18 protein-coding genes are annotated in these 21,930 nt (G+C 56.9%); 3 read left to right on the top strand and 15 right to left on the bottom strand.

The annotated features are described in order from the left end of the window. The 11 genes from QD409_RS31395 to QD409_RS31445 all read right to left on the bottom strand — a co-directional run. On the bottom strand, window positions 1-809 hold an 809-nt coding region (locus QD409_RS31395; RefSeq protein ID WP_430764633.1), incomplete at its 3' end, for an aminotransferase class III-fold pyridoxal phosphate-dependent enzyme. Between the two features lie 410 nt (window positions 810-1,219). Beyond that, window positions 1,220-2,275, bottom strand: a complete 1,056-nt coding sequence (locus QD409_RS31400) for a C45 family autoproteolytic acyltransferase/hydolase (RefSeq protein ID WP_004128892.1) — start codon at window positions 2,273-2,275, stop codon at window positions 1,220-1,222. 118 nt (window positions 2,276-2,393) lie between these two features. Beyond that, entirely contained in the window at window positions 2,394-3,575 is a 1,182-nt protein-coding gene (locus QD409_RS31405) for a M24 family metallopeptidase (protein ID WP_004128891.1), read from the bottom strand. A 30-nt stretch (window positions 3,576-3,605) separates the two neighbouring features. Continuing rightward, complete coding sequence (locus QD409_RS31410; RefSeq protein WP_004128890.1) at window positions 3,606-4,322, bottom strand: hypothetical protein; 717 nt, start codon at window positions 4,320-4,322, stop codon at window positions 3,606-3,608. Window positions 4,323-4,443: 121 nt separating this feature from the next. Further along, window positions 4,444-5,433, bottom strand: a complete 990-nt coding sequence (gene eutC / locus QD409_RS31415; RefSeq protein ID WP_004128888.1) for an ectoine utilization protein EutC — start codon at window positions 5,431-5,433, stop codon at window positions 4,444-4,446. Continuing rightward, complete coding sequence (gene eutB, locus QD409_RS31420; protein WP_004128886.1) at window positions 5,430-6,419, bottom strand: hydroxyectoine utilization dehydratase EutB; 990 nt, start codon at window positions 6,417-6,419, stop codon at window positions 5,430-5,432. Before eutB ends, eutC begins: the two co-directional genes overlap by 4 nt. A gap of 29 nt (window positions 6,420-6,448) precedes the next feature. Beyond that, window positions 6,449-7,633 (bottom strand): M20 family metallopeptidase, encoded by a 1,185-nt coding sequence (locus QD409_RS31425; protein WP_004128884.1) that lies wholly within the window; start codon window positions 7,631-7,633, stop codon window positions 6,449-6,451. Window positions 7,634-7,774: 141 nt separating this feature from the next. Continuing rightward, a complete protein-coding gene (locus tag QD409_RS31430) occupies window positions 7,775-8,242 on the bottom strand; it encodes an Lrp/AsnC family transcriptional regulator (protein WP_004128880.1) in 468 nt (155 codons plus the stop codon). Between the two features lie 181 nt (window positions 8,243-8,423). Next, window positions 8,424-9,602 (bottom strand): M24 family metallopeptidase, encoded by a 1,179-nt coding sequence (locus QD409_RS31435; RefSeq protein WP_004128877.1) that lies wholly within the window; start codon window positions 9,600-9,602, stop codon window positions 8,424-8,426. A 172-nt stretch (window positions 9,603-9,774) separates the two neighbouring features. After that, window positions 9,775-10,251 (bottom strand): carboxymuconolactone decarboxylase family protein, encoded by a 477-nt coding sequence (locus tag QD409_RS31440; RefSeq protein ID WP_240535548.1) that lies wholly within the window; start codon window positions 10,249-10,251, stop codon window positions 9,775-9,777. 72 nt (window positions 10,252-10,323) lie between these two features. Next, window positions 10,324-11,649, bottom strand: coding sequence for an aspartate aminotransferase family protein (locus QD409_RS31445; protein WP_004128870.1), 1,326 nt, complete (start codon window positions 11,647-11,649; stop codon window positions 10,324-10,326). A 234-nt stretch (window positions 11,650-11,883) separates the two neighbouring features. Here QD409_RS31445 and QD409_RS31450 point away from each other — a divergent pair, with 234 nt between their 5' ends. After that, the gene (locus QD409_RS31450; protein WP_430764635.1) at window positions 11,884-12,768 is read left to right on the top strand and encodes a MurR/RpiR family transcriptional regulator; all 885 of its coding nucleotides are present in this window, start codon (window positions 11,884-11,886) and stop codon (window positions 12,766-12,768) included. A 381-nt stretch (window positions 12,769-13,149) separates the two neighbouring features. Here the strand turns inward: QD409_RS31450 and QD409_RS31455 are convergent, their stop codons facing one another. The 3 genes from QD409_RS31455 to QD409_RS31465 form a co-directional block, all read right to left on the bottom strand. Next, entirely contained in the window at window positions 13,150-14,922 is a 1,773-nt protein-coding gene (locus QD409_RS31455; protein ID WP_004128865.1) for an ABC transporter permease subunit, read from the bottom strand. An 18-nt stretch (window positions 14,923-14,940) separates the two neighbouring features. After that, window positions 14,941-16,035: an ABC transporter ATP-binding protein gene (locus QD409_RS31460; protein WP_004128856.1), complete on the bottom strand. Its 1,095-nt coding sequence runs from the start codon at window positions 16,033-16,035 to the stop codon at window positions 14,941-14,943. A gap of 137 nt (window positions 16,036-16,172) precedes the next feature. Then, window positions 16,173-17,276, bottom strand: coding sequence for an ABC transporter substrate-binding protein (locus QD409_RS31465; RefSeq protein ID WP_004128854.1), 1,104 nt, complete (start codon window positions 17,274-17,276; stop codon window positions 16,173-16,175). A 547-nt stretch (window positions 17,277-17,823) separates the two neighbouring features. Between QD409_RS31465 and QD409_RS31470 the strand changes: the two genes are divergently transcribed. Both QD409_RS31470 and QD409_RS31475 read left to right on the top strand, forming a co-directional pair. Further along, window positions 17,824-19,014, top strand: coding sequence for a M24 family metallopeptidase (locus QD409_RS31470; protein WP_004128852.1), 1,191 nt, complete (start codon window positions 17,824-17,826; stop codon window positions 19,012-19,014). Between the two features lie 251 nt (window positions 19,015-19,265). Next, window positions 19,266-21,047, top strand: coding sequence for a CocE/NonD family hydrolase (locus tag QD409_RS31475; protein ID WP_004128850.1), 1,782 nt, complete (start codon window positions 19,266-19,268; stop codon window positions 21,045-21,047). Between the two features lie 273 nt (window positions 21,048-21,320). Here QD409_RS31475 and QD409_RS31480 read toward each other — a convergent pair whose 3' ends face one another. Next, window positions 21,321-21,815, bottom strand: coding sequence for a hypothetical protein (locus QD409_RS31480; RefSeq protein ID WP_015342013.1), 495 nt, complete (start codon window positions 21,813-21,815; stop codon window positions 21,321-21,323). Between the last annotated feature and the right edge of the window lie 115 nt (window positions 21,816-21,930).

A 21,930-nucleotide genomic window follows, 5' to 3' on the forward strand; every position in this document is an offset into this window, starting at 1 on the left:
GTGCGGCCGAAGCCGGTGATCACCTCGTCGGCGATCAGCAGCACGTCGTGCTTCTTCAGCACCGCCTGGATTGCTTCCCAATAGCCTTCCGGCGGTGGCGTGATGCCACCGGTGCCAAGCACCGGCTCGGCGATGAAAGCGCCGACATTGTCCGGTCCAAGCGTCTCGATCATCTCGTCGAGCTCGGCGGCGCGACGGGCCGAGAATTCGCGTTCGGTCTCGCCGGGGTTGGCGCCCCAATAGTGATGCGGAACACCGGCGTGATCGATCTRCGGGAGCGGCAGATCCATATGGTCGTGATAGAAGCTCATGCCGGTCATCGAGCCGGAGACGACGCTACAGCCATGATAGCCGCGTTCACGCGAAATGATCTTCTTCTTCGTCGGCTTGCCACGCAGATTGTTGTAGTACCAGACGAGCTTGGCCTGGGTCTCGTTGGCGTCCGAACCGGACATGCCGTAGAACACCTTGCTCATCTTGCCGGGCGCCATCTTGACGAGGCGGTCGGAGAGGATAGCCAACTCATCGGTCGTGTGCGCGGCATAGGAATGATAATAGGCCAGGCGATAGGCCTGACGAGAGATCGCCTCGGCAACCTCGGTGCGGCCATAGCCGACATTGACGCAGTAGAGACCGGCAAAACCGTCGATCAGCTGGTTGCCGTGCGCATCCTGGATGCGGATTCCCTTGCCGGTCTCCACGATCGTCGGTTCGCCGAGCTTGCCGGTCGCAAAGTCCTTCAACTGGGTGAAGGGATGCAGGACCGAGTTACGATCTTTCTCAGCGATGTCTTTGATGTTGATGGTCATTTTAACCCCTTCGGTCGCCGCTTTTCAGCTGCGCGCTTTTCTTCCTGTGAACCTGGGCCTGATCAAGTGCGAGCAGCAAAACCTCGACTTGAGGACAGCTTTCGCTTGCCCGACCCGCTCAGATGATATTGCCTGTAGGTGCTAGCTTCATCGCACCATTTCGCTCCGGGGTGACGCCGGGTTCCTGCAATCTTCCTCGCTTTTTGCAGGAATTCGCTATCGGTGGAGGCTTTGCTGATTTGACCCGTGCGGTCGGCTCATTGGGTTGGATCGACCGCGGAGACATAGGTTGAAGAACAAAGCGAGGATCGAGGGTGCTTGAGGACCGGCCCACCTCAGGTGAGATTGGAATGTCAGGCCACACTCTCCACCCATCGCAAGCGTCCGCGCAGCCTCAAAACATCACCAGCCTACTTGACTAGCACCGTTCCTCCCAGGACATCGCACTCGTTGGGGGCAGCATGGACGCTCCAATCAACCCGGTCAGCGGATAGCGCGAACACGCCCATCGCCAGAGTTTGCGACCCATCGATTGTTCCGTTCTTGTAGATCGGCACCGTCTCATCGAATAGAGCGACTTCTGCGTCTTCAGCGAGCCTTTGTCCGGCAGTAACCCGGTCCACTGCCGCCTGACGATCGCGGGAAGAGGCGCTGATGGTCTGCTCCAACTGGGCGAATTCTTCGAAGATCAAATGGTTCGCATGGCCTTGGGGGGTGACGGCCTCCCGAATGGCGCAGCCTGAAGCGGGAGCCTCGATTGAGACGAGCCGGCGCGTTTTCGTCTCGCCGAGATTATGATGGAATCCGCTGGCACGGTCCTTGCGCTTGAGGATTTCTACCGCATCGCATAACGACCTTGAGTCGAGGATCGCGCGGCAGATGATGTGTCGGGGTACTCCAGGCTGAAGATCATGCGCGGTGATGTTATTTATCGTCTGCACGAGCCCCATCTCATTGAAGCCAAACGTGTGGCCGGGCAGCATGCCAGGGTACATGAAGCTGGCCCAGGCTGGTCCCTCGTCCGGCTCGACTTCAACCCAAAAGCAGGCGCCGAGGAGCGCTTGGTCACCGTCCTCGTTATGGGCAATTATTGCGGGGCGGTCGTCCTGCGCCGGCAGCAGGAGTGTCGTGCATCCATTGGCAGCAACCGACCCTGTTGCCGGGGAGACATCCTCGGGAAGCCGAAGGTCTCCGCGGCAATTCCAGAGGAAGATCGAATCGAAATCTTGACCGGCGCCTTCGGCGATGCCCTCGATTTCGCGCACAAAGCGGGGATAGGTTGCGCGCGCCGCAGCTTCGAGAGCCTTCAAATATGCAGATCGGCGCCACCGGGTATCCAACGCCCGATATTCTTCAGTGTGCAAGACGCGCTCTCGGAAAGCAGAAGCGCTTGCTCGTCCGAGTGTCACGCCGATCGAGAAGGCATCGCCCTTGGCACGGACGCGCGAAATGGGATTTTTGGACATGCGACTTTCCTCATCGTTTCTTTCGCACTTGAGGTGTCCAATTCAAGGAAGCCACGCCTCCTTGTGGCAAGGCGTCACCGGGCGCATTGTGGATCACGATTTCGCCCGGGGATTGGACTCACTCGATAACGAGCAACTTGCGGGGGACATTGGACAGGAATTCGACTTCGCCCTCCGTGATCAAGAAACTTTCGGTAATTTCGATACCCCAGTCGTCGTACCAAAGCCCGGACATGAAATGAAATGTCATGCCTGGGCGCAGCTCGGTCTTATCACCGTCGCGGAAGCTGGCGGAGTTCTCGCCCCACGCCGGCGGGTATCCCATGCCAATGGAGTAGCCGGCGCGGCTTGCCTTCTTCAGACCGTATTTCGCAAGGGCATTTCCGTAGGCCAGAGCGATATCTTCGCAGTAATTTCCCACCACAGCCTTCTCAAGGCCGGCGCTCATGCCTTCCAAAACGGCCTTCTCAGCATCCAGCATTTGCTGGCTCGGCTTACCGAGATAGTACGACCGAGAGAGCGGGCAGTGGTACCGTTTGTGTACACCAGCAAGTTCAAAGAAGATGCTTTCGTTCGCGCGAATGGGCTTATCAGTCCACGTCAGATGAGGAGCTGAGGCATCGGCACCGGCGCCAAGGTTGGGTACGGCTGACGGATAGTCTCCCCAGTAGTCGCCCACACCACGGGTGCCAACATAGGAAATTTCAGCGATTATGTCCGACTGTTTTACTTCCGGCCGCAGCACCTCTGTGATGCGCTCATACATCGCTTCGACAATCTTGCCGGCGCCGCGCATATATTCGATTTCACGAGGGGATTTGACGATGCGTTCCCAGTTGATCATGCGCATGGCGTTTTTGAAGCGCGCGTTGGGAAGTGCGGCTGTAAGGGCTTCGAAACCGGCCGGTGAGAAATAGTAGCTGTCCTTCTCCAGACCGATTATGGCTGAACCGTGCCCCTCATCCGTGAGGAACTGGCCAAGAACGGTCATGGGGTGCAAGGTGTCTGACTGAACGTAGTGGTCCTCGTACCACCTGATCCGATCCTCGCCGATATATGCCGTGCGACGGCATCCATTGGCATCCTGACCACGGCCGAACCAGAGGGGATCCTTGTCCTTTGACACAACAACACATTGTGGCACGTAGAACGAGTTGCCCTCGTAACCGGTAAGCCAGCCCATGTTAGCGGGATCGGTAACGACCAGTACGTCTATGCCAGCTCGCTCCATGGCGCTGCGCGCCTTCTCGAGGCGTGTTCTGTATTCAGAAAGTTCGAACCGTAGTTTCTCGTCAGACATTTCAGTTCCTTTAGATTTGGATGCGCTAAGTCAGACGCGGGCGGTCACAGTCGCAAGCGTCAGTTTGCAGAGGTCGGTAATGTCGTAGATGGGCAGTCCTGTCTTCAGCCGAAGGGCATTTGCAACGACAGGGAAGCCAGTGCACTCGAAGAGTATCATCGCAATCTCGGGGTGGTCGGAGCGCAGTTGATCGATACGGGCACCGACCTCCTGCTGGATCTGATCCAGCGCTGTCCGCACGAACGGCCGCGCCACGGCATTGCGCACGTATACACCACCTTCGATGCCTCCGACGACCACGCGCTTCCGATCCGCCGGGTGCTGGATGCCCAACAGGTCTTCGGTGCAATGTCGCGAATCCGCTGTTAATACCGCGAGCTTTTTCGCGGGCGATAGCTGACGTAACAAAGTCGGAATGAGTAGAAGGCTTGAGGTTATGACGGGTACATTGACTGCTGCAGAGATTGCAGACTGGTGGCGGATAAGGAAGCCGCAGTCAGCGGCAACAACGTTGGCACCTCGATCGACCAATCGCTGTGCAGCCGCAATGCAGGCGTGTTCCAGCGAAGCATCACCTCGAATGACAACCTCTGCAAAGGCGCCTTCCACCATTTCCGTGATCACAGGCCCGCCAAACGTTGCCGGGTGCAATAGGGATCCTTCGCGCGGGCTAAGAAGCGGACTGTCTGGTGACACGCCTTCATCCAGCTCAAGTAGTCCAAGAACAGTGCTGCTTTGCGAAGTCATGATGAAGTTCCTCGATTTCGGACGGGTTTGGTCAATGCGAGTATCGTAAGACGTGTGAACTTGCTCGACTGCGCCTCACGCCCAGGCGGCCACCGACTTCAGTGCCGGCCCAGGCACGTCATCAGTCTATTGTTGTTCCGGCTTTGACGGCCAGCGCTCTTGCGAAAGCAAGATTTGCAATGGCAGTGTCTTGAATACCCGTCCCGGTCAGATCGGCGATCGTGATCTGGCGATCGTCGGTGCGTCCAGCCACAGCACCGGCAACAATCTGGCCGAGTTCTCGAAGGGCACGATCTTCCGCGACAGCCCCCGCCTCAATCGCGTGATGCAACTCACCGAGGCGTCGCGTCTGAGCGAGGCTGTCAGCCACGTAGAGATCGGCGCGCGCAATAGCCTCGGCCTCTACTTCGTTCTTGTGTTCGGCATCGGAGCCCATCGCCGTGATGTGCTGTCCTTGTTCGAGCCATCGAGCTTCCAGGATCGGCTGATCAGCCGGCGTTGTGGTGATGATCACATGCGCACCGGCAACRGCTGCTTCCCGGCTATCGGAAGCGATGACGCTGATGCCCAATTGGTCAGACAGTTCTCGGGCCGTCTTGTTGGCTTTGGCAGCGTCACGCGCCCAAATCCGCGCCTCACGAATTTGTCGGACCAGCATGAGCGCCTGCAACTGTAGGCGCGCCTGCATACCAGCGCCAAAGACAGCAGCCACCGACGCGTCTTTGCGAGCGAGGTGCATTGCAGCCACGGCACCTGCTGCGGCCGTCCGAACATCGGTGAGATAACCATTATCCAGCAACAATGCTTGAACCAAACCGGTCTTGCTTGACAGCAAAACCATAAGGCCGTTTGTACTGGGCAAGCCAATTTCGGGATTGCCGAAAAAGCCGGGGCTGATCTTGATGGCGAAGCCATCGAGACCAGGTACGTAGGCCGTCTTGACGTCAACCTCACCGCGATGCTCCAAAATATCGAGGCGAAGAATTGGCGGCATCACCACTTTTTTTGTTGCAAGCGTGCGAAATGCCTCTTCCACGCAACGCACAGCCTCCAGATCAAGAGTCACCAGATCTCTCAGTTGCCGTTCAGTCAAAATGGTCATCGATCTCATGACGTGGTCCTCGCAATAATATCTGCTGTCTCATCGCTCACGACGCGACGATGTAAATTCATATCGATGTTGCGGCCCGACAGCACAGTCACGACGGGTCCATGAAGGTTGCGCACTTTGTTCGCCAGGAGCGCCGCGATGCCAATCGCCCCTGCGCCTTCGACGATCTCGCGCTCCTGGAGGTATGCATGTCGGATGCCAGCCGCTATTTCGGCTTCGCTCAACAAAATGACATCGTCCAAGAGGTCGCGGCACATGGGAAAAGTCCATTGATTGGCGAGGCCAATCCCGCCGCCGAGCGAATCCGCCAGACTTTCAAACTCATCGACCTGCACCGGGCGACCTGCATCAAGGCTTGCCTTCATCGCAGCGCCGCGATCCATCGTGAGCCCAATGATACGCACATCCGGCCGCTGGCTTTTCACGGCTGCCGCCACCCCAGAAGCCAAACCGCCCCCCGAGAGCTGGATGAGCACAGTCGCCACGTCCGGCAACGCTTCGACGATTTCTAGCCCTAGCGTTCCTTGACCGGCAATGATTGCCGGGTGATCGAACGGCGGGACGAGGCACCGTCCCTCGCCCGCCAACCTCTCGGCCTCTTCCTGAGCGTTATCCTGGGATTTTCCGACGATACGGACCTCGGCACCTAACCGGCGAATTTCCGAGACCTTGTTTTCGGGGACCAGGTTCGACATGCAGATCGTGGCCGTCACACCACACGTGTTGGCTGCGAACGACAGAGCACGACCGTGATTGCCCGTCGACGCGGCCACAACGCCGCGTGCCCGCTCGTCCGCGGACAGTTGAAGAATGGCATTGAAGGCGCCGCGCAGCTTGAAACTGCCTGTCGTCTGATGGTGCTCCAGCTTTAGATATACGGGCACAGCGCAACAGTTCGACAGAGACGGAGAATGCGCGAGCGGCGTAGTGAGTATGTGATCTTTGATGCGCCGTTTTGCGCCTTCAATGTCGTCGAGGTCAATCATCAAGGTCCTCCCTCCGCACCAGCCGCGCGTTACGCGCTTTGAAAGAGTTCCCAGCAGTAGCGGATCGCCAGCTCGGTTGTCGGGACGAGAGTCTGGTCGGACACCCCGAACGTCGGCGTATGGACGCCGGATTCGTTTCCCGGCTCCTTGCTGCCGAACCAGAAATAGATTGACGGGATGCAGCCGGAGTAAAAACCAAAGTCATCGCTGCCGGAGCTTGCCGAACCCTCGATATATTTGTCCTCGCCATCGGACTGCACGACGATCTGCTTGAATCGCTCGACCATTGAGTTGTCGTTGACCACAGGAGGCTCGCCCGCGTGTGAGCTAAATTCGGCCCGGCCTCGATGGATCGCAGCAACGCCCTCGGCAATTTCGCGCACCCGTTGAACCAGCAACTTTCTCCTCTCGGGACTGCTCGTCCGGATCGTTCCGGTCATTGTGACCGAAGGGCAGATTATGTTCGTCGCTTCCCCGCCGTGGATCGTGCCGATCGTAACGACAGCGCCATCGTCAACCGGCATTTCGCGCGACACCACCTTCTGAACTTCGTTGATGAAGGCGCCTGCTATCGCGATCGCGTCCACGCCCAAGTGAGGCTTGGCGCCGTGTGCCATCGTCCCGATAAATTCGAGCGAGAACTGATCCGCTGACTTTGTTACGGCGCCCGCACGGGCGCCATAGGAGCCGGCTGGAATGTCAGTGCGGACATGAAATCCCACTGCGGCGTCGAACCCGTCTAGCAAGTTTTCTTCAACGACAGTCCGGCCGCCAAGTGGTTCTGCTTCTTCAGCGGGTTGAAAGAACACTCGCAGCCTGCCTGAGAAATTTTCGCGCATGCGATGGAAAGCGAGCGCCGTTCCCAAGGCGATTGAGCCATGCATGTCATGACCGCACGCATGCATGACGCCTGGCACTTGCGACCGATACGGCAGGTCGTCGCGGGCTTCCTGAATGGGAAGCGCGTCGATGTCTCCGCGCATCGCGATCGAACGATTTGCGCCTGGGGCCAAGCCCTGGATATCGACATAGACACCGGTCTTGTGAAACGTCTTTGCTTCGGTCAGGCCGAAGGCGGCCAAGGTCTCGATAATCCGCTTCTGGGTCTTCCACTCGTTGTTGGAAAGTTCGGGCTCGCGATGCATGGCGTGCCGCATCTCGACGACTGCGTTACGCTCGACCTCGGAGAGGAAGTTGTTGGTAGGCATGTTCATGGTGGTCTCCTGGTCTAGTCGTCATGGTGTCTGTTGTTGCACCTAGCAGCGGAGCTGCGCGGCCCGTCGATTCGAATGCACATCACGCAGGGTCCCTGCATAAATGGAGGTGACACTGGATCCGTCGCTGCGACATCATCACTACACCTCGAGCGGGATAGCGAAGCTGGCCTTGAGACGGTCCATCACAACCATGGTCTTGAAGCCTTTGATATCTGCGTTTTCATAGAAAAACCGGCGCGTGAAGTGCTCGTAGTCCTGCATATCTTTCGCGGTAATCACGAGCATGAAGTCGGCATCTCCCGTTACGTAGAAACCCATCATCACCTCACGCGTATTTCGTATCGCAGCCTTGAATCGATCGACGATGTCGGCCCTTTCCCGTTCAAGGGACACCATGACGATCATGGTGATGTGTCGTCCGACTGCTTTGGGCGAGACGATGGAAACGTCTCCCTCGATGACGCCCTCGTTGCGCAACCTTCTCAAACGCCGTTGGCACGCCGTCGGCGAGAGGTGGACCATCCCCGCGAGTTCTTCAGAGGTCAGCCGGTTGTTTTTCTGAACGGCTTGGAGAAGCGCAATGTCGGCGCGATCGAGTTCAACCATCACCTACCTCCCCGAAAGAAGAACCTGGGGAGCCCGCGCGGAGGCCTGCAGCGCCGATGCGACCTGGCATAGGCCGGTTGCTTCGACGTTCCCGGCGCAGATACTCGTCCGAACTGGTTAGGCCATTTCGGAAACGAAGCAGACATGCTGGAACCAGACGAGTATGCACCGGATACAGTCTCTATTTGACGAAGAGCTTGCGCGGCGTCTTCGTCAGGGGCTCGTAACCCGTTTCGGAGACCGCAAAGCTCTGTGTGATCGTGATCCCGACATTGTCGAGCCACAGGCCAGGCATCATGTGGAACACCATACCCGGCTTGAGTACGGTTTCGTCGCCCTTGCGAATGCTTGCCGTTCGTTCGCCTGAGGCCGGAGGGAACCCAATGCCGGTCGGATAACCAATGCGAGACTCTTTCTCGATCCCGTGGCGGGCAAGCGCCTTGCGGAAGTCGGCATCGACCTGCGAGCAGGTGCGACCGGGCCGAACTGCTTCCAGCCCGGCATTCAAGGCCTCAACAGCGATTTCCGACAGGTTCAGGAAAGCGGATGAAGGCTGGCCGACGACGATCGTGCGCGCCAGGTTGACCTGGTAGCGATGCCGGCAACCGTTCAGTTCCAGGTTGACAACGGTGGACTCCGGCAGGGGGTCGTCCGTCCAGGCGGCATGCGGCGCGATTGAGCGTTCGCCAATGCACAAATCGGGGGGGCAACAAGGATAGTCGCCACCGAACTCGGGCGTGCCCGAAATCTGCTGGTGATAGATCGCAGCAGCAATATCGCACTCACGGACCCCGGCTTGCACCATATCGATGACGCGCGTCATGGCGGCATCCGCAAGCTGGCCAGCTTGATGCATAATGGCCACCTCGGCTGGGCTCTTTACGAGCCGGATCCATCCAACAAGAAGATCGGCGTCGACGAACTCTGCATTCGGCAAGGCTCGCGTGAGATCTGCGTGGCCGCGGGCCGGATAGTAATATCCCCCCATCTCGACGCCGATACGCGCCTTTTCCCCTCCGAGCTCCTTCACGATATCGGCCATGAAAGTATAGGCCGACAGCGTTGCCGATTGAACATAGGTGTCGGGATAGGCTCGGATATTGTCCTCGGCCAGATAGGTGGTCATGGAAGCCGAAACACGGTCCATGAAACGGCCGATCCAAATCGGTTCTGCGTGGTCTTGCGCCACAATCACCATTTGCGGTGTGTAGAAGGAATACGCATTATAGCCGGTAAGGTAGTTCTGGTTCGGCGGTTCTGAGAGGAGGAGGATGTCAATCTCTCTCTTCGCCATTTCCTTTTTAACGGCTGCTAGACGGGTCTGGAATTCTCCCAGTGCGAAGTGCAATTCTTTTATCATTCTTGATCTCCCATTCGGCCGCGGCTGCCGCGCCAATATTTCCCCGTCTGTCAGGKGGCAAAGCGGGCCGTCGTTATCCCTGTATTGATCGGCTCCTGATCGGCTCCACGCTTGAACCTGCAGCCTAAGGGCACGGCTGGATCGGAAGGCCGAACTCTCGTTTTTTGCTCCATCAGATTGGGTGTTCAGCCATCTCGTCGACAACGTCTTGGTCGATCGGCGTGTCGAAAGTCATCAATATGAAACCGAGCACCGAATAGAAGCCGACGGTCGCCATAAGGTCGAACACGGCTTGCCGACCTATGCTCGCAGCAATAGCTTGCTCGAGATGCGAAGGCAGACGTGCGCCGTCAAATAGCGCGTCGACAGCACCGGCAAGTACGCCCTCTTCGCCATCGGGAGTTCCAGCCATACTCCGGATTCGCGCATCGGAAATACCAAGAGCGCGAGCGCGGCTTACATGGTGGGACCACTCATAGGCGGAGCCCATACGATGTGCCGCGCGCAAAATCACGAGCTCGGACCGGACCGGACCTAACGCACTATCTTTTACGATATGCTGCCGCAGCGGAGCCCACGCTCTCAGCAGCGCGGGATGATGAGCCATGGTGCGATAGACGTTCAGCGCGCCGGCAAAGCCCGTTTTCATGTCCGCGATTTCCGCGGGCCAGTTTTCATCAGCGATAGGCGGACAGGACGATGTTGTCATTTCGCGAGAACCTCAGTCTACTACTGCGGCGCGGATGGCGTCGGAAAGCCGTTCGACAATCAAATCGATTTCTTCAGGCTGAATGATGTAGGGTGGTGCTAGCAGCACGTGGTCGCCCTGCGCGCCGTCGATCGTACCGCCCATTGGGTAGCACATAAGGCCTCTGCGCATGGCTTCCTTCTTGATGCGGGAATGCATCTTGCGGGCCGGATCGAAAGGTTGCTTGGTGTCTTTGTCGGCCACGATCTCGACGCCGCGGAAAAGACCACGACCGCGGATGTCGCCGACATAGGGTGATTGTCCAAGTGCCTCATCGAGCCCGGCCTGGAGGCGCTTGCCCATCCGGATGACGTTTGCCATCATGTCCGCGCGCGTGATTATTTCAACCACCTTACTGGCTGCCGCTGCTGCGATCGGATGTCCGATATAGGTATGTCCATGCTGAAACAGACCCGACCCGTCGGCGAACGCACGGTAGATCTTTTCGGAGAGCAATACCGCTCCGATCGGCTGAAAGCCGCCGCCCAGTCCCTTCGCAATCGTGACCAGATCCGCGACAATGCCCTCCTGCTCCATAGCGAAGATTGTGCCGGTACGCCCCATTCCGCACATGACCTCGTCGAGGATCAGCAAGATGCCATACTTGTCGCACACCTGCCGAACCCGCTTGAAATAGTCCGAAACCGGGCCAACGGCACCCAGCGTCGCACCGACCACCGGCTCGGCGACGAAGGCCATGACCTTGTCCGCGCCAAGTTCAAGAACCTTGTCTTCCAGTTCCGCAGCAAGACGCTCGGCATAAGCCTCCGGCGTTTCGCCCACCTGCAGGTCGCGGTAGGCATAGCAAGGAGAAACATGATGCGTTTCAGGCAAGATCGGCTTGAACTGGGCACGGCGCCAGGCATTGCCGCCTGTTGCCAAGGCACCGATCGTATTGCCGTGATAGCTTTGCCGACGTGCGATGATGTGGCGCCGCTGCGGCTGCCCGACTTCGACAAAATACTGGCGCGCCATTTTGAGAGCGGCCTCGACAGCTTCCGAACCGCCAGACACCAGATAGACATAATCGAGGCCTTCGGGCGCAAGTTCAACCAATTGCTCGGCAAGCCGCTCGGCGACGTCGGTCGTGAAGAACGACGTATGGGCGTAGCTGATCCGACCCATCTGTAGCTTCATTGCGTCAAGAACTTCTGGATGATTGTGCCCGAGGCAACTGACGGCGGCGCCCCCCGACCCATCCAGGTAGCTCCTGCCCTCGCTATCCACGACGTAGATGCCCTCCCCCGCGACCGCGGTTGGCAGAGTTGTTCCGATCGTTCGATGGAGAATTTTTGTCATGGTCATCTCGGGGTGCTTATCCGTCCGGCTTTCGAACGTTTCCATCCATTGATTTGCAGGTTTTGGCGAAATATGCAACAACTGTTTTATAAATCACGTTTTGATGCATTTGTTTTCCCGCTCTCAAGTCAGAATTTTTGGAGCGGTTGTGATGTGAGATAGCCGACGGCTGTTTGACTTTTTAGTTCCCGAGAGAGATGGTCCAGGTGAATTATGACATCGTATGTGAGGCAAATGTTGCAAAAAGGCCCATTACACGCTCGGATCATCGAGCGATTCGACGACATGTCCGAGCAGTTGCAGCAAGCGGCTCGACACATATTGGAACATCCGCAGGAGGTGGCGCTCGTTTCGATGCGCGAACTCGCGCGGAATGCCGGTGTTCAGCCATCGACAATGACGAGGCTGGCGAAGTTTCTTGAATTCTCCGGGTATGAAGATTTCCGAGAGCAACACGCCGACGTCATCAGGGTGAGCGCCGACGGATTTGCGGCCAGGGCTTTACAAAGAGAAGAAGGGGCGGCGAATGGTGAGGGCTTGGCTTATAGGATGCTCCAAGGTCTCTCCGCGCAGATCGATCGGCTCCGCGACCCTGATACGATTTCGCGTTTGGATACAATGGCGGAGCACCTGGCAAAAGCGAGGCGGATTTTCGTGCTCGGCTTGCGTTCGTGCCACTCGGTCGCGTGGCATTTCCACTACGTCATGACATTGCTCGGCGAAAAGACTGTCCACTTGGATGGTCCGGCTGGAACAAGCGGCGACCCCMTCATCCGCGCAACTCATGAGGACGTGCTTTTGGCGATTTCCATCAACCCCTATTCGCTTCAGACGCTTGAGCTTGCCGAGGCCGCCCGTGAGAAGGGACTGTCCATCCTGGCGATCACCGACAGCGAAGTGTCTCCCCTGGTGACGATCGCAGAGCACGTTGTCTTCTTTCCGACTGAAAGCCAAACATTCTTTCACACGCTGGCGCCAGCGCTGGCCGTCTCTGAAGTTCTATGTGGTCTACTGGCGAGCCGAGATCGTGCGGCGGCCTTGAAAGAGTTGAAGCTAGCCGATCGCCATCTTTCTGCAATGAACACGTATGCGACGTCCATTCCGCGACGAAAGATTTAGCGACGTTTACGAGGCCGGCTACTCGCGCCAACGGCGCCTCCTGACCTTGCAACCGGAATTGAAGTTATTCGCACATCAGTCGATGTCCGATGAGTGGACCTGATGGTTGCCGCGGAATTGTCCCGCAAAGAACGGACTGACAGCAAATAGGGAACGCGCCGTCACCCGAGGGATGACCGTCTAATGCGTCAATGAAACCAGAGCTTGCCTAGAAAGTCCGTCGTGACCGGCTTCGGCTTTGAGCACAAGCGATTGATGAGCTCCATTGCGCAGTAAATGCGCCGGGCAGTCTTCGAGCCAGGAGCCCGCCCCAGAGTTCGCTCTGGGACAGGCAGTCAGTTTCACGGCTGCGAGTTACGGAGCCGGCATGAGTATGATGACTCAGGTCGCGGCGACCGGAGCACTCTTCAACGCCCCTCTTCCGCGCCAAAGCGTGAAATAAAGCGCAACCAGCCAGACGATTGGCAACATTGTCAGCAAAGCGCCAACGGCAGCGATCGTCGGGTCAAGTTGCTGCTTCAGGTTTTCCAGCATTTTCAATGGCAATGTCGGGATCGCATAGCCACTGACAAACGACGTGATGATGACCTCGTCGAAGGAAGCCAAGAACGCGAAGAGCGCGCCGCCGATGATACCAGAGCGGATTAACGGGAGAGTAACCCGCATGAACGTCTGGGTCGGCCCGGCGCGCATGCTCATTGCCGCCTGTTCCAGCCTCCTGTCGAATCCTGCGAGTGTCGCAAGGACGATGACAACGACATAGCCGATGGCTCCGATCGTCTGGCCCAGGATGATCCCGGTGTTCGTTCCAACCAATCCTAGTTTGGCCAGCCCGGTATAGACAGCAACACCAACAACAATGATTGGGAAGGTAATCGGCGTCAGGATCACCATGGTTAGACCCGAGCGCAAGCGCGACGAGCACCGGCTGAGGCCAAACGCTGCCAATGTGCCGACTATGGTCGATACCACGCTGACAATTACGCCGAATTGGAAGCTGTTCCACAATGCGCCGATCCACGAGGGGTCGTTGAAGAACGAATAGTACCATCTGAGCGAAACAGCCTTAGGTGGGAACTCGAGGAACTCCCCTGCATTTAACGAGACGATGATCACGATGAAACCGGGCGCCAATAGATAGATGACAACGACGGCAAGGAATGCTGCCCCCGCAATCTTGGACCACGGGGTTTCCCGCTGCGCTTGATGGAGCTTTGCTGCCCAGCGTCGCGCCCGATACGGGACGAGAAACTCGTTGAGATAGCGGGATGCCTTGTCGAATGAAGGCAGTTTACGTCGTCGGGCGTTCTGCTCGCTTGAAGCAGGCTGTCCATGCGCGCCGGCGAGATTGACGCCCGCTACGGAAAGAACCGCGAGCGCCATCGCCAACAATATAAAGGCTGCCGCGGCGGTCGCCGCAATGTTCAACGATGTTGTAAGCTGCGAATTGATGAGGGTTGAAAGCATGGTGTCGCCCAAGCCGCCCAATGCTTGTGGCGTGATGTAAAAGCCCAGGCAAACAACAAAAACCAATATGCAGCCGCTTCGAACGCCCGGGATACTAAGAGGTACGAAGACCCGGAGAAAGGCGGTGAACGGCTTTGCGCCCATGCTGCGAGCGGCTGCCATCAAGGAAGTATCAATGCTCATCATCACGCTGACAATCGGCAAAATCATCATGGGCAACATGATATGCACCATGCCAACATAAACAGCGAAACGATTATAGATGAGAGACAAAGGGCTATCGATTATGCCCGAATTGAGCAACACGCGGTTGATCAATCCACTATCACCCAAGACGACAGTCCATGCGTAGGTCCGAACCAGAGCACTCGTCAGCCAAGGTAGGAAGACAAGCACCAGGAGGATTGGTCTTGCACGGCCGGCGATCGTAATCAAATAAGCCGTCGGGTAGCCGATGATCAAACAAAGTGCCGTGGCTATGAAGCTGATCTTGAAGGTCTGAATCAGGATCAGGACAAATGAGCGCTGTTCGAAAAAAGCGATATAATTCGCAAAAGACAGATTTGGCGCATTGAGGCTGGTCGCGAAAAGAAGGAGCATGGGTATGCCGAAAATCGCAAACAGCACAGCGAACGCTGGCAAAGTTAGCAACATCGGCGTGGACCGGATTCTCTGAAGTGTTGTCATGGATGCTGTCCTTCCGCTTTACGCAGCGACAAACCGGATGTCGGATCGAAGCCAATCAAGGCGAACCTCTTCGCCCGGACGGAAGACTTGCTGGCCCGATGCCACATGTTCGCGCGCGATCAGCGTCGCATTCCCAACCCGCACCCGGTACTTCCTCAAGGGTCCAGCATAGATCATATCGTCCACGATCCCCGAGACGGACTGTCTGTGGTCCGCATCTGCGCGCCTTGCTGCTGAAGGCACACTGACGCAAATGCGCTCCGGCCGAAGCATCGATACCATACCGGAAGAAGGAACAACGTCCGATTCAATCTTGAAATCAACGCTTTCGAGGATATTTGCTTCACCCAGGAAGTTGGCGACAAAGCGCGTTTTGGGGCGATCGTACAAGGCCTCCGGTGTATCGATCTGCTCGATTTGACCGGCGCGCATGACAACGATGCGGTCCGAAAGCGTGAGTGCTTCTTCTTGATCGTGGGTGACGCAGATGGTCGTTTTCCCAAACTCCTTGTGCAGCTCTTTGATTTCCACTTGCATCTGCTCGCGCAGATTTCGATCGAGCGCGCCCAGCGGTTCGTCCAGCAGCAAAATCGGTGGATCTGCAATCAAGGCGCGCGCGACGGCCACGCGTTGTTGCTGGCCCCCACTCAATTGTGATGGCATGCGCTCGCCAAACTCACCCAGGCGAACACGCTCAAGCATTCTTTTGACCCGCGACGCTCTGTCAGAGGCCTTGATGCCGCGCATTTCGAGCGGGAACTCCAAGTTGTGATGCACCGTAAGGTGCGGGAAAAGTGCATAGCTCTGGAAGACAATGCCTTGGTCGCGGCGGTAAGACGGGACTTCGGACACGGACTTGCCGGAAATGAGGATGTCTCCTCCGGTAGGGGTCGTGAAGCCGGCGAGCAGCATCAATGCTGTCGTTTTGCCAGAACCGCTCGGTCCAAGAATCGTAAGGAACTCGCCGCGCGAAACAGAAAGGGAGATATCCTTAACCGCAGCAACGGCCCCATAGATCTTGGAAACATTGCGAAATTCGATTTGAGCGGTATCCGGAAGCTTCTGCAACACTTCGTCCTCGGCAGGAAGATGATTTTTCAGATTCAAGTTCATTACGATACTCCAGCAGGACTGATGAGCAACTTTGGCATGCAGTCCCGTAAGGCAGGTAGTGGGAAGAGGTGGCGCTAACCTTTGACGGCCCGCGCCGACTGGACGAGCGCCACCGATAGATCGTTGGGGACAGAGGATTACTGAAGAATCCACTCATTCCAACGCTGCACAAGCCGCTCCTTGTTCGACTTTCCGTCCGATCCAACCTCGGCATACCATTTGGCGTTCATAGCGAAGCTGATCGCCTCGTAGTCGGGATGCGACGCAAGTTTTCGGGCGACATCGTCAGGAATCAATTTGAAGGCGTTCTTGTTCGTTGGGCCCTGCGCGATAAGCTTTGCAAACTCGGCCTGTCGGTCCGGGCGGCTTGTCAGCGCAATAAATTTTTGAGCATTTTCGGCATTCGGACTGCCCTTCGGGATGCACCAATAGTCCGTTGTCAGTTTCGCCTGGTTGCGGTTGATCTCGATTGGCCCACCTTCATCAATAAGGGTAAGTGCGCGCGCGTCATAGGACTGCACGATGTCGGCGATGTTGTCTCGCATGATCTGAAGAATTTCCGACCCGCTCGTCCACCATTTGCGAATGTGCGGCTTGATCTTGTCCAAGCTTGCAAACACGCGGTCGATATCCATCGGGTAGAGCTTGTCCATCGGAACGCCATCCGCGAGCAATGCTTCTTCCCAAGGCCCACTTCCGTATTCGCCGGTATTGATGGAGCGAACGCCAGGGAACTTCTTGACGTCCCAGAATTCCGCCCAGGTGGTCGGCCGGGGCTTTCCTGCCGGGAACTTCTTCGTGTTCCAGACCATATTCACCGAGTATACGTACGAAGCAAAGCCGTTCGGTTGCCTCCAGTTTTCTGCGATTGCTTCCAGGTCTTCCTTCTTCCAGATGGAATAATCGATCTTTTCGAGGTAGCCCTTGGCAGTAAGCGGATCGACATTGGTTTGACCAAGGTTGACGACGTCGGCCGAAACGTTTTTGGTATCGACCATCATCGCAATCTGTGTCGATGAGAAGTCCGCATTGACGCGCGTCACCTTGACTCCGGTCTCGGCCTCAAAGGACTCGACGTAAGCCTTCATCACCGCATCGCCCCAGTTGCCGCCGCTCATGTTGACTTTGAGCTCGCCGGTGGAGGCGGCCGTTGCACGGCCGGCCGCGGAAGCCAACGCGCCTACCGCAATTGCGGTCGAAGTAGCCTGCATGAACCGCCGGCGATTTATCAGAATGCTCATTTCGTTCTCCCTCTGTTAATTCCTTGCTCATGGCGCACGGGGATCTCACTTCATCAGTGTACGGCGAACACGACGCCGGCGATGTCAGACCAAAGCACGCGGTTCCTGCGTTTCCACTCGGTCCCGCATTCACCAAGACGGTGGCGCATAAACGATTGCAGTGTTCAGGCAGCAGCCTCCTCGACCGCTACCATCAATGTCCTAACGCAACACGATAAGGAATGCAACAAATGTTTTATAACGCTCAATATGCATCAAGCGTATTATTGATATCTGAGCCTTTGGTCGCCTCAGTTTACCATCTGCCGAACACTGCTGCCGACGCCAGCCCTACGGGAGCGCCTGCAGGCTCTGGACTTCCGGGACGTGGTTTTTAACCGTACCTGATTCAAATGGATCATTGACACAATAGCGACTCATATGTTTCATTCGGTTCCAAAGAGGCCGATTCATCCGCGTAAGCGCGGTCGCTGATCGGCATCATTTCACTCTGCGAACCGCCGGTCGAAGACACCAGGTAAGCTTTCAGGAAAAGAGAAGAGGTCAGATGGCATACTTGGGCAATAATGTGCGTGAGTATCGGTACAAGCTACTAAATGAACTGATGGATCGCGAGAACCTGGATGCTGTCGCTTTCGCAAGCACAGAGTTCTTTCAGTTCGCGACCAACTTCCAGACGGATGTCACCACCTGGGAGCGGCCAATTCTCTGTGTCGTCCCGAGGAACGGCGCGCCGTTTGTTGTCCTCAATGAGCTTTCGACAAACAATTGGCGATATGCGCACGAAGACGGGCGTCTTTGGGTATCCGACACAAGCTTTTATGCGGAGCATCCAGTCCTCTCCAATCGAATGCATCTTGTGCATGAATGGCCGGAGATGGTTGCCGAAAAACTACGAAGTGCAGGTCTCGGGAGAGCTCGCATCGGGACCGATGTTGGTGGCGGTCCATTGCAGAAGGCGTTCGCGCTGCTACCTGAGGCCCGTCCTCTAATGAAGACGCAAGAGTTTCGAGCGCTTCGTTGGGTCAAGCATCCCGAAGAGATCGCACTCATGCGCGAGATAGCGAGCTTGACCGACTGGTTACAGGATCGCTACCGGGAGAGTATCCGTCCGGGTCGGCTCCTGATGGAATTGGATATGATGATGGGAGCCGAGTTAGCGCAGGAGGCCGCACGACGCTTTCCAGCGCAGGATGTTGCCTTGCTCGACCTGTGGTCGATCTCGGGTCCACCGTCGGCAGCTCCACACGGGGACGGCAAGCGATCCGGTGCGATCCTCGAAAAAGGACACGTGATGATCAACTTGATTATCCCCCGCATTAATGGAGTGGTCGTGGAGAATGAGCGGACCTGGTTCTGTGGCAAGCCGGATACCCGGCAGGAACGCTTCTTCGAGGTCGCGCTCGCTGCAAATGAAGCTGGAATTGAAGCCGCTGTGGCGGGTCGACCGGTGTCGGGAATTGATGCAGCAGCGCAGGCAATCATCGAAAAAGCGGGTTTTGGAAACTACATCATGCACCGGACAGGACACGGCATGGGCTTGTTGTGCCACGAGTACCCCGGAGACATGGCATTCAATCACCGTGCCTTGCTCGAAAACGAAGTTTATTCGGTCGAGCCCGGATTGTATGTTTATGGACTCGGCGGCTTCCGACAAGACGATACGGTCGTCATCGGGGAAAAGCCTGAAGTGCTGACACGGGCGTCTAAGGATCTAAGAAGCCAGACTGTTCTGTGACACTTCGTCCCGACAGAATCTAGTCGCGATCGCGATTTTGCCGCTTTGCCCTTTGGTCATCGCTCCGGTGGAGCGGTGGCACGCCCAGAGCCGCGAACGGCCTACCATAAAGCTGCTAGTGGGATCGCTTGGCTAACACGGTCGCGCCCCGCAATCCGCACCCTCCAGGCCGGCGCCCCTGCACTGGTAAGACAAATGCCGCAAAACACTACGTACTGAAACATATGTCGCACACTCACAGGAGCGTTTGCATGACCGATTCTCGCTTTCAGGCCCAGGCCGAGCCGAACGAAAATCCAGTATACCGCCTTGATCTCAGTGCCAAAGCTGCAGGCAGAGAGAAACTCGGCCCATTGGAATCGACGTATGTGTATGCGCACGAAGGTGTCAGGCTCGCTTTGGACGTGGTTCGTCCGATGGGCGATAGCGCGGATCATAAGCGCAACACCATCTTGGTTATGACCTGTTATGGGCGCGGAAAGAAGGGCGAGCCGTCCAATCAATATGCGGATTTGTTCGTTCCAGAAGGCTATGCGGTGGTGGTTGGAGATGTTCGCGGTACCGGCGCCTCGTTCGGCGTTTGGCCAGGTCACCGCTCGCGCGAAGAAATCCTCGACTTTAGTTACGTGTTAGACTGGATCGCTGCACAGCCTTGGTCGACGGGCAATGTGCTTGCGTACGGCGTGTCCTACACCGCCAACTCTGCAGACCTTATTGCTTCGAGAAATCATCCCGCCCTGAAAGGCATCGTGCCGCGCTATGTCGACTACGATATCTTTTTCGAAACCTATCCAGGAGGTGTTCCGAACCTTACCCTCGACAGGTGGAGTCAACTGGTTGAATCGTTGAACAGAGACGAAAATAGCGAGATCAATGCTGATCGCGCCTCAACTCTCCGTGCGGGAATTCGTCCGGTGGGAAGCCAAGCGGAGTTGACGGCCGCGCTGCAAGAACACGGCCGCGCGCCGTCATTCCAGCCGGTCGAGCAAACCACGTCCTTTGACGATTGGCTCAGCAAACGTTCTGGGTTCGATTTCTCTCCACAGGCGTCGGCTGACCTTATCTCGCAATCGGGGGTTCCGATTCAAAATTGGGGCAGTTGGTTCGATTCTGGGTCGCCCCTCGGGTCTATCCGGCGATTTCTACTCCAGTCGAACCCCATGAACATCATTCTTGGTCCGTGGAACCATGGCGGCCGCAAACCATATGACCCACTGCGTGCTGATGTTCAGGACTGCGCTCCGATCATGGCGGCGCAACACGCAAATGATATTCGATTCATTGATGCTTGTTTCACGGGCGAGGCTGCTCTGCAGGCCGATAAAGTCATTCACTACTACACGTGCGGCGAGGGATCCTGGAAGTCAACGCGCTCATGGCCAGTCCCGGCCGTCCGACAACGATGGCATATGGCAAGTGGCTCGCGCCTGAGCTCATCGCCGAGTGACACGGGCTACGACACTCTGCAGGTTGACCGTGAACTGGGGGACGTCCTCTCAAACAGATGGGACACCAATGGTGGCATTGGAACATGGGAAATCGATTATGGAGATCGGCGACAGTTCGATGCGGCTCGACTGGCCTATACGAGCGAACCGCTGCAGAATGATTTGGAGATCACCGGGCATCCAGTTGTGGATCTGAACATAACCTCAACCCGTGAAGACGGTATTTTCTTCGTCTATTTGGAAGCAGTTAAACCTGATGGGACCTCCTGCTACCTTACAGAAGGCCAGTTGCGTGCGCGTCATCGGAAAGTATGGACTGCCTCGCCTTTCGGCGCGCTCGGACCACAACAAAGCTATTTGGAAAGCGACGCCGAGCCGCTCACACCAGGAGAACCGACCAGATTGGCGTTTACACTGTTACCGATTTCGGCGCTCATACCAGCGGACTATAGCTTGAGGGTGTGTCTAGCGGGAAGCGAGAGCACGAGTTTCGCCAATGTACCCGCTGACGGAGAACCGCCGCAGCTCAAGTTGCATCGCGGTCCTCACGGTTGCTACATCGATTTACCCGTTGTTGAACGGTGAGGGCAGTCTTCATCTCCCATAAAGAGAGCGGCGTCGTTAATTCGGCGTCGCCTCCAGCAAAGTGATAGTTTCCGACCCGACTTGGGATAGTCTCATCTTCGCTCGAAGCGCCGCGGAGAGCTTTAGAATTCACTCTCGTGCGGGTGGAGCGCCGTCGGGCGAACTACCTACAAAAGTCCGCGCCGATACAGAATGCGGACCCAAACCGACCGGCCGTCAATGTAGATCATGCTGAGCGTCTGGCATACATCGACGCGTTTCGAGCCGTGCATTTCAGTTAGCAAGGAAAGAAGGCGCGAGAGCCTGCGCGTATAGGCCTGCGAGATCGCACATCTCGAGGGTATAATGTTCGGCAGCATCCAAGAGGTTGATCCAACCAATGACCTCGTTCCGCCAAACGACTGCGGTATTCAATACACCCACGAGGCCCATTTTGATCAATGTTTCGTGGTCGGCAAAGTAGCGCTTCATGTCTTCGCAATCTTTGCCCAGAAAGTGCCGACCAGCGCCGACACGCCTACTCCACTCGTCATCGGCGAGGGGCTTCGTTCCTCCGAGGGGACTGTAATTGAGGTCGGTCGAGTAGATCCGCCGCATAACGCCTGCGGCTCTATCAACCTTGAGGAGGGTAAAGAGCTTGTGGCCAAATTCCTCCTGGAAAGCGTTGTCTGCCAATGCCATTAAGGCTTCGGAATCCGACAGGCGGCCGGCGCGCTCGTGAAATACGACGAGCCGTTGATACTGATCGTCTCTGAGATGATAGCCCATATCTTTCCTTGCAACTTCGCAATGGGGTTTGTGGGATTTTTCACCTGGCCGGGCCTTGAACAGACCGGCTGCAGTTTTTTTGACGTGGCTGATCGCTGCCCAGACGCACCCGTGG

The sequence above is a fragment of the Rhizobium sp. BR 315 genome, assembly GCF_050577975.1.
GTDB lineage: Bacteria > Pseudomonadota > Alphaproteobacteria > Rhizobiales > Rhizobiaceae > Rhizobium > Rhizobium miluonense.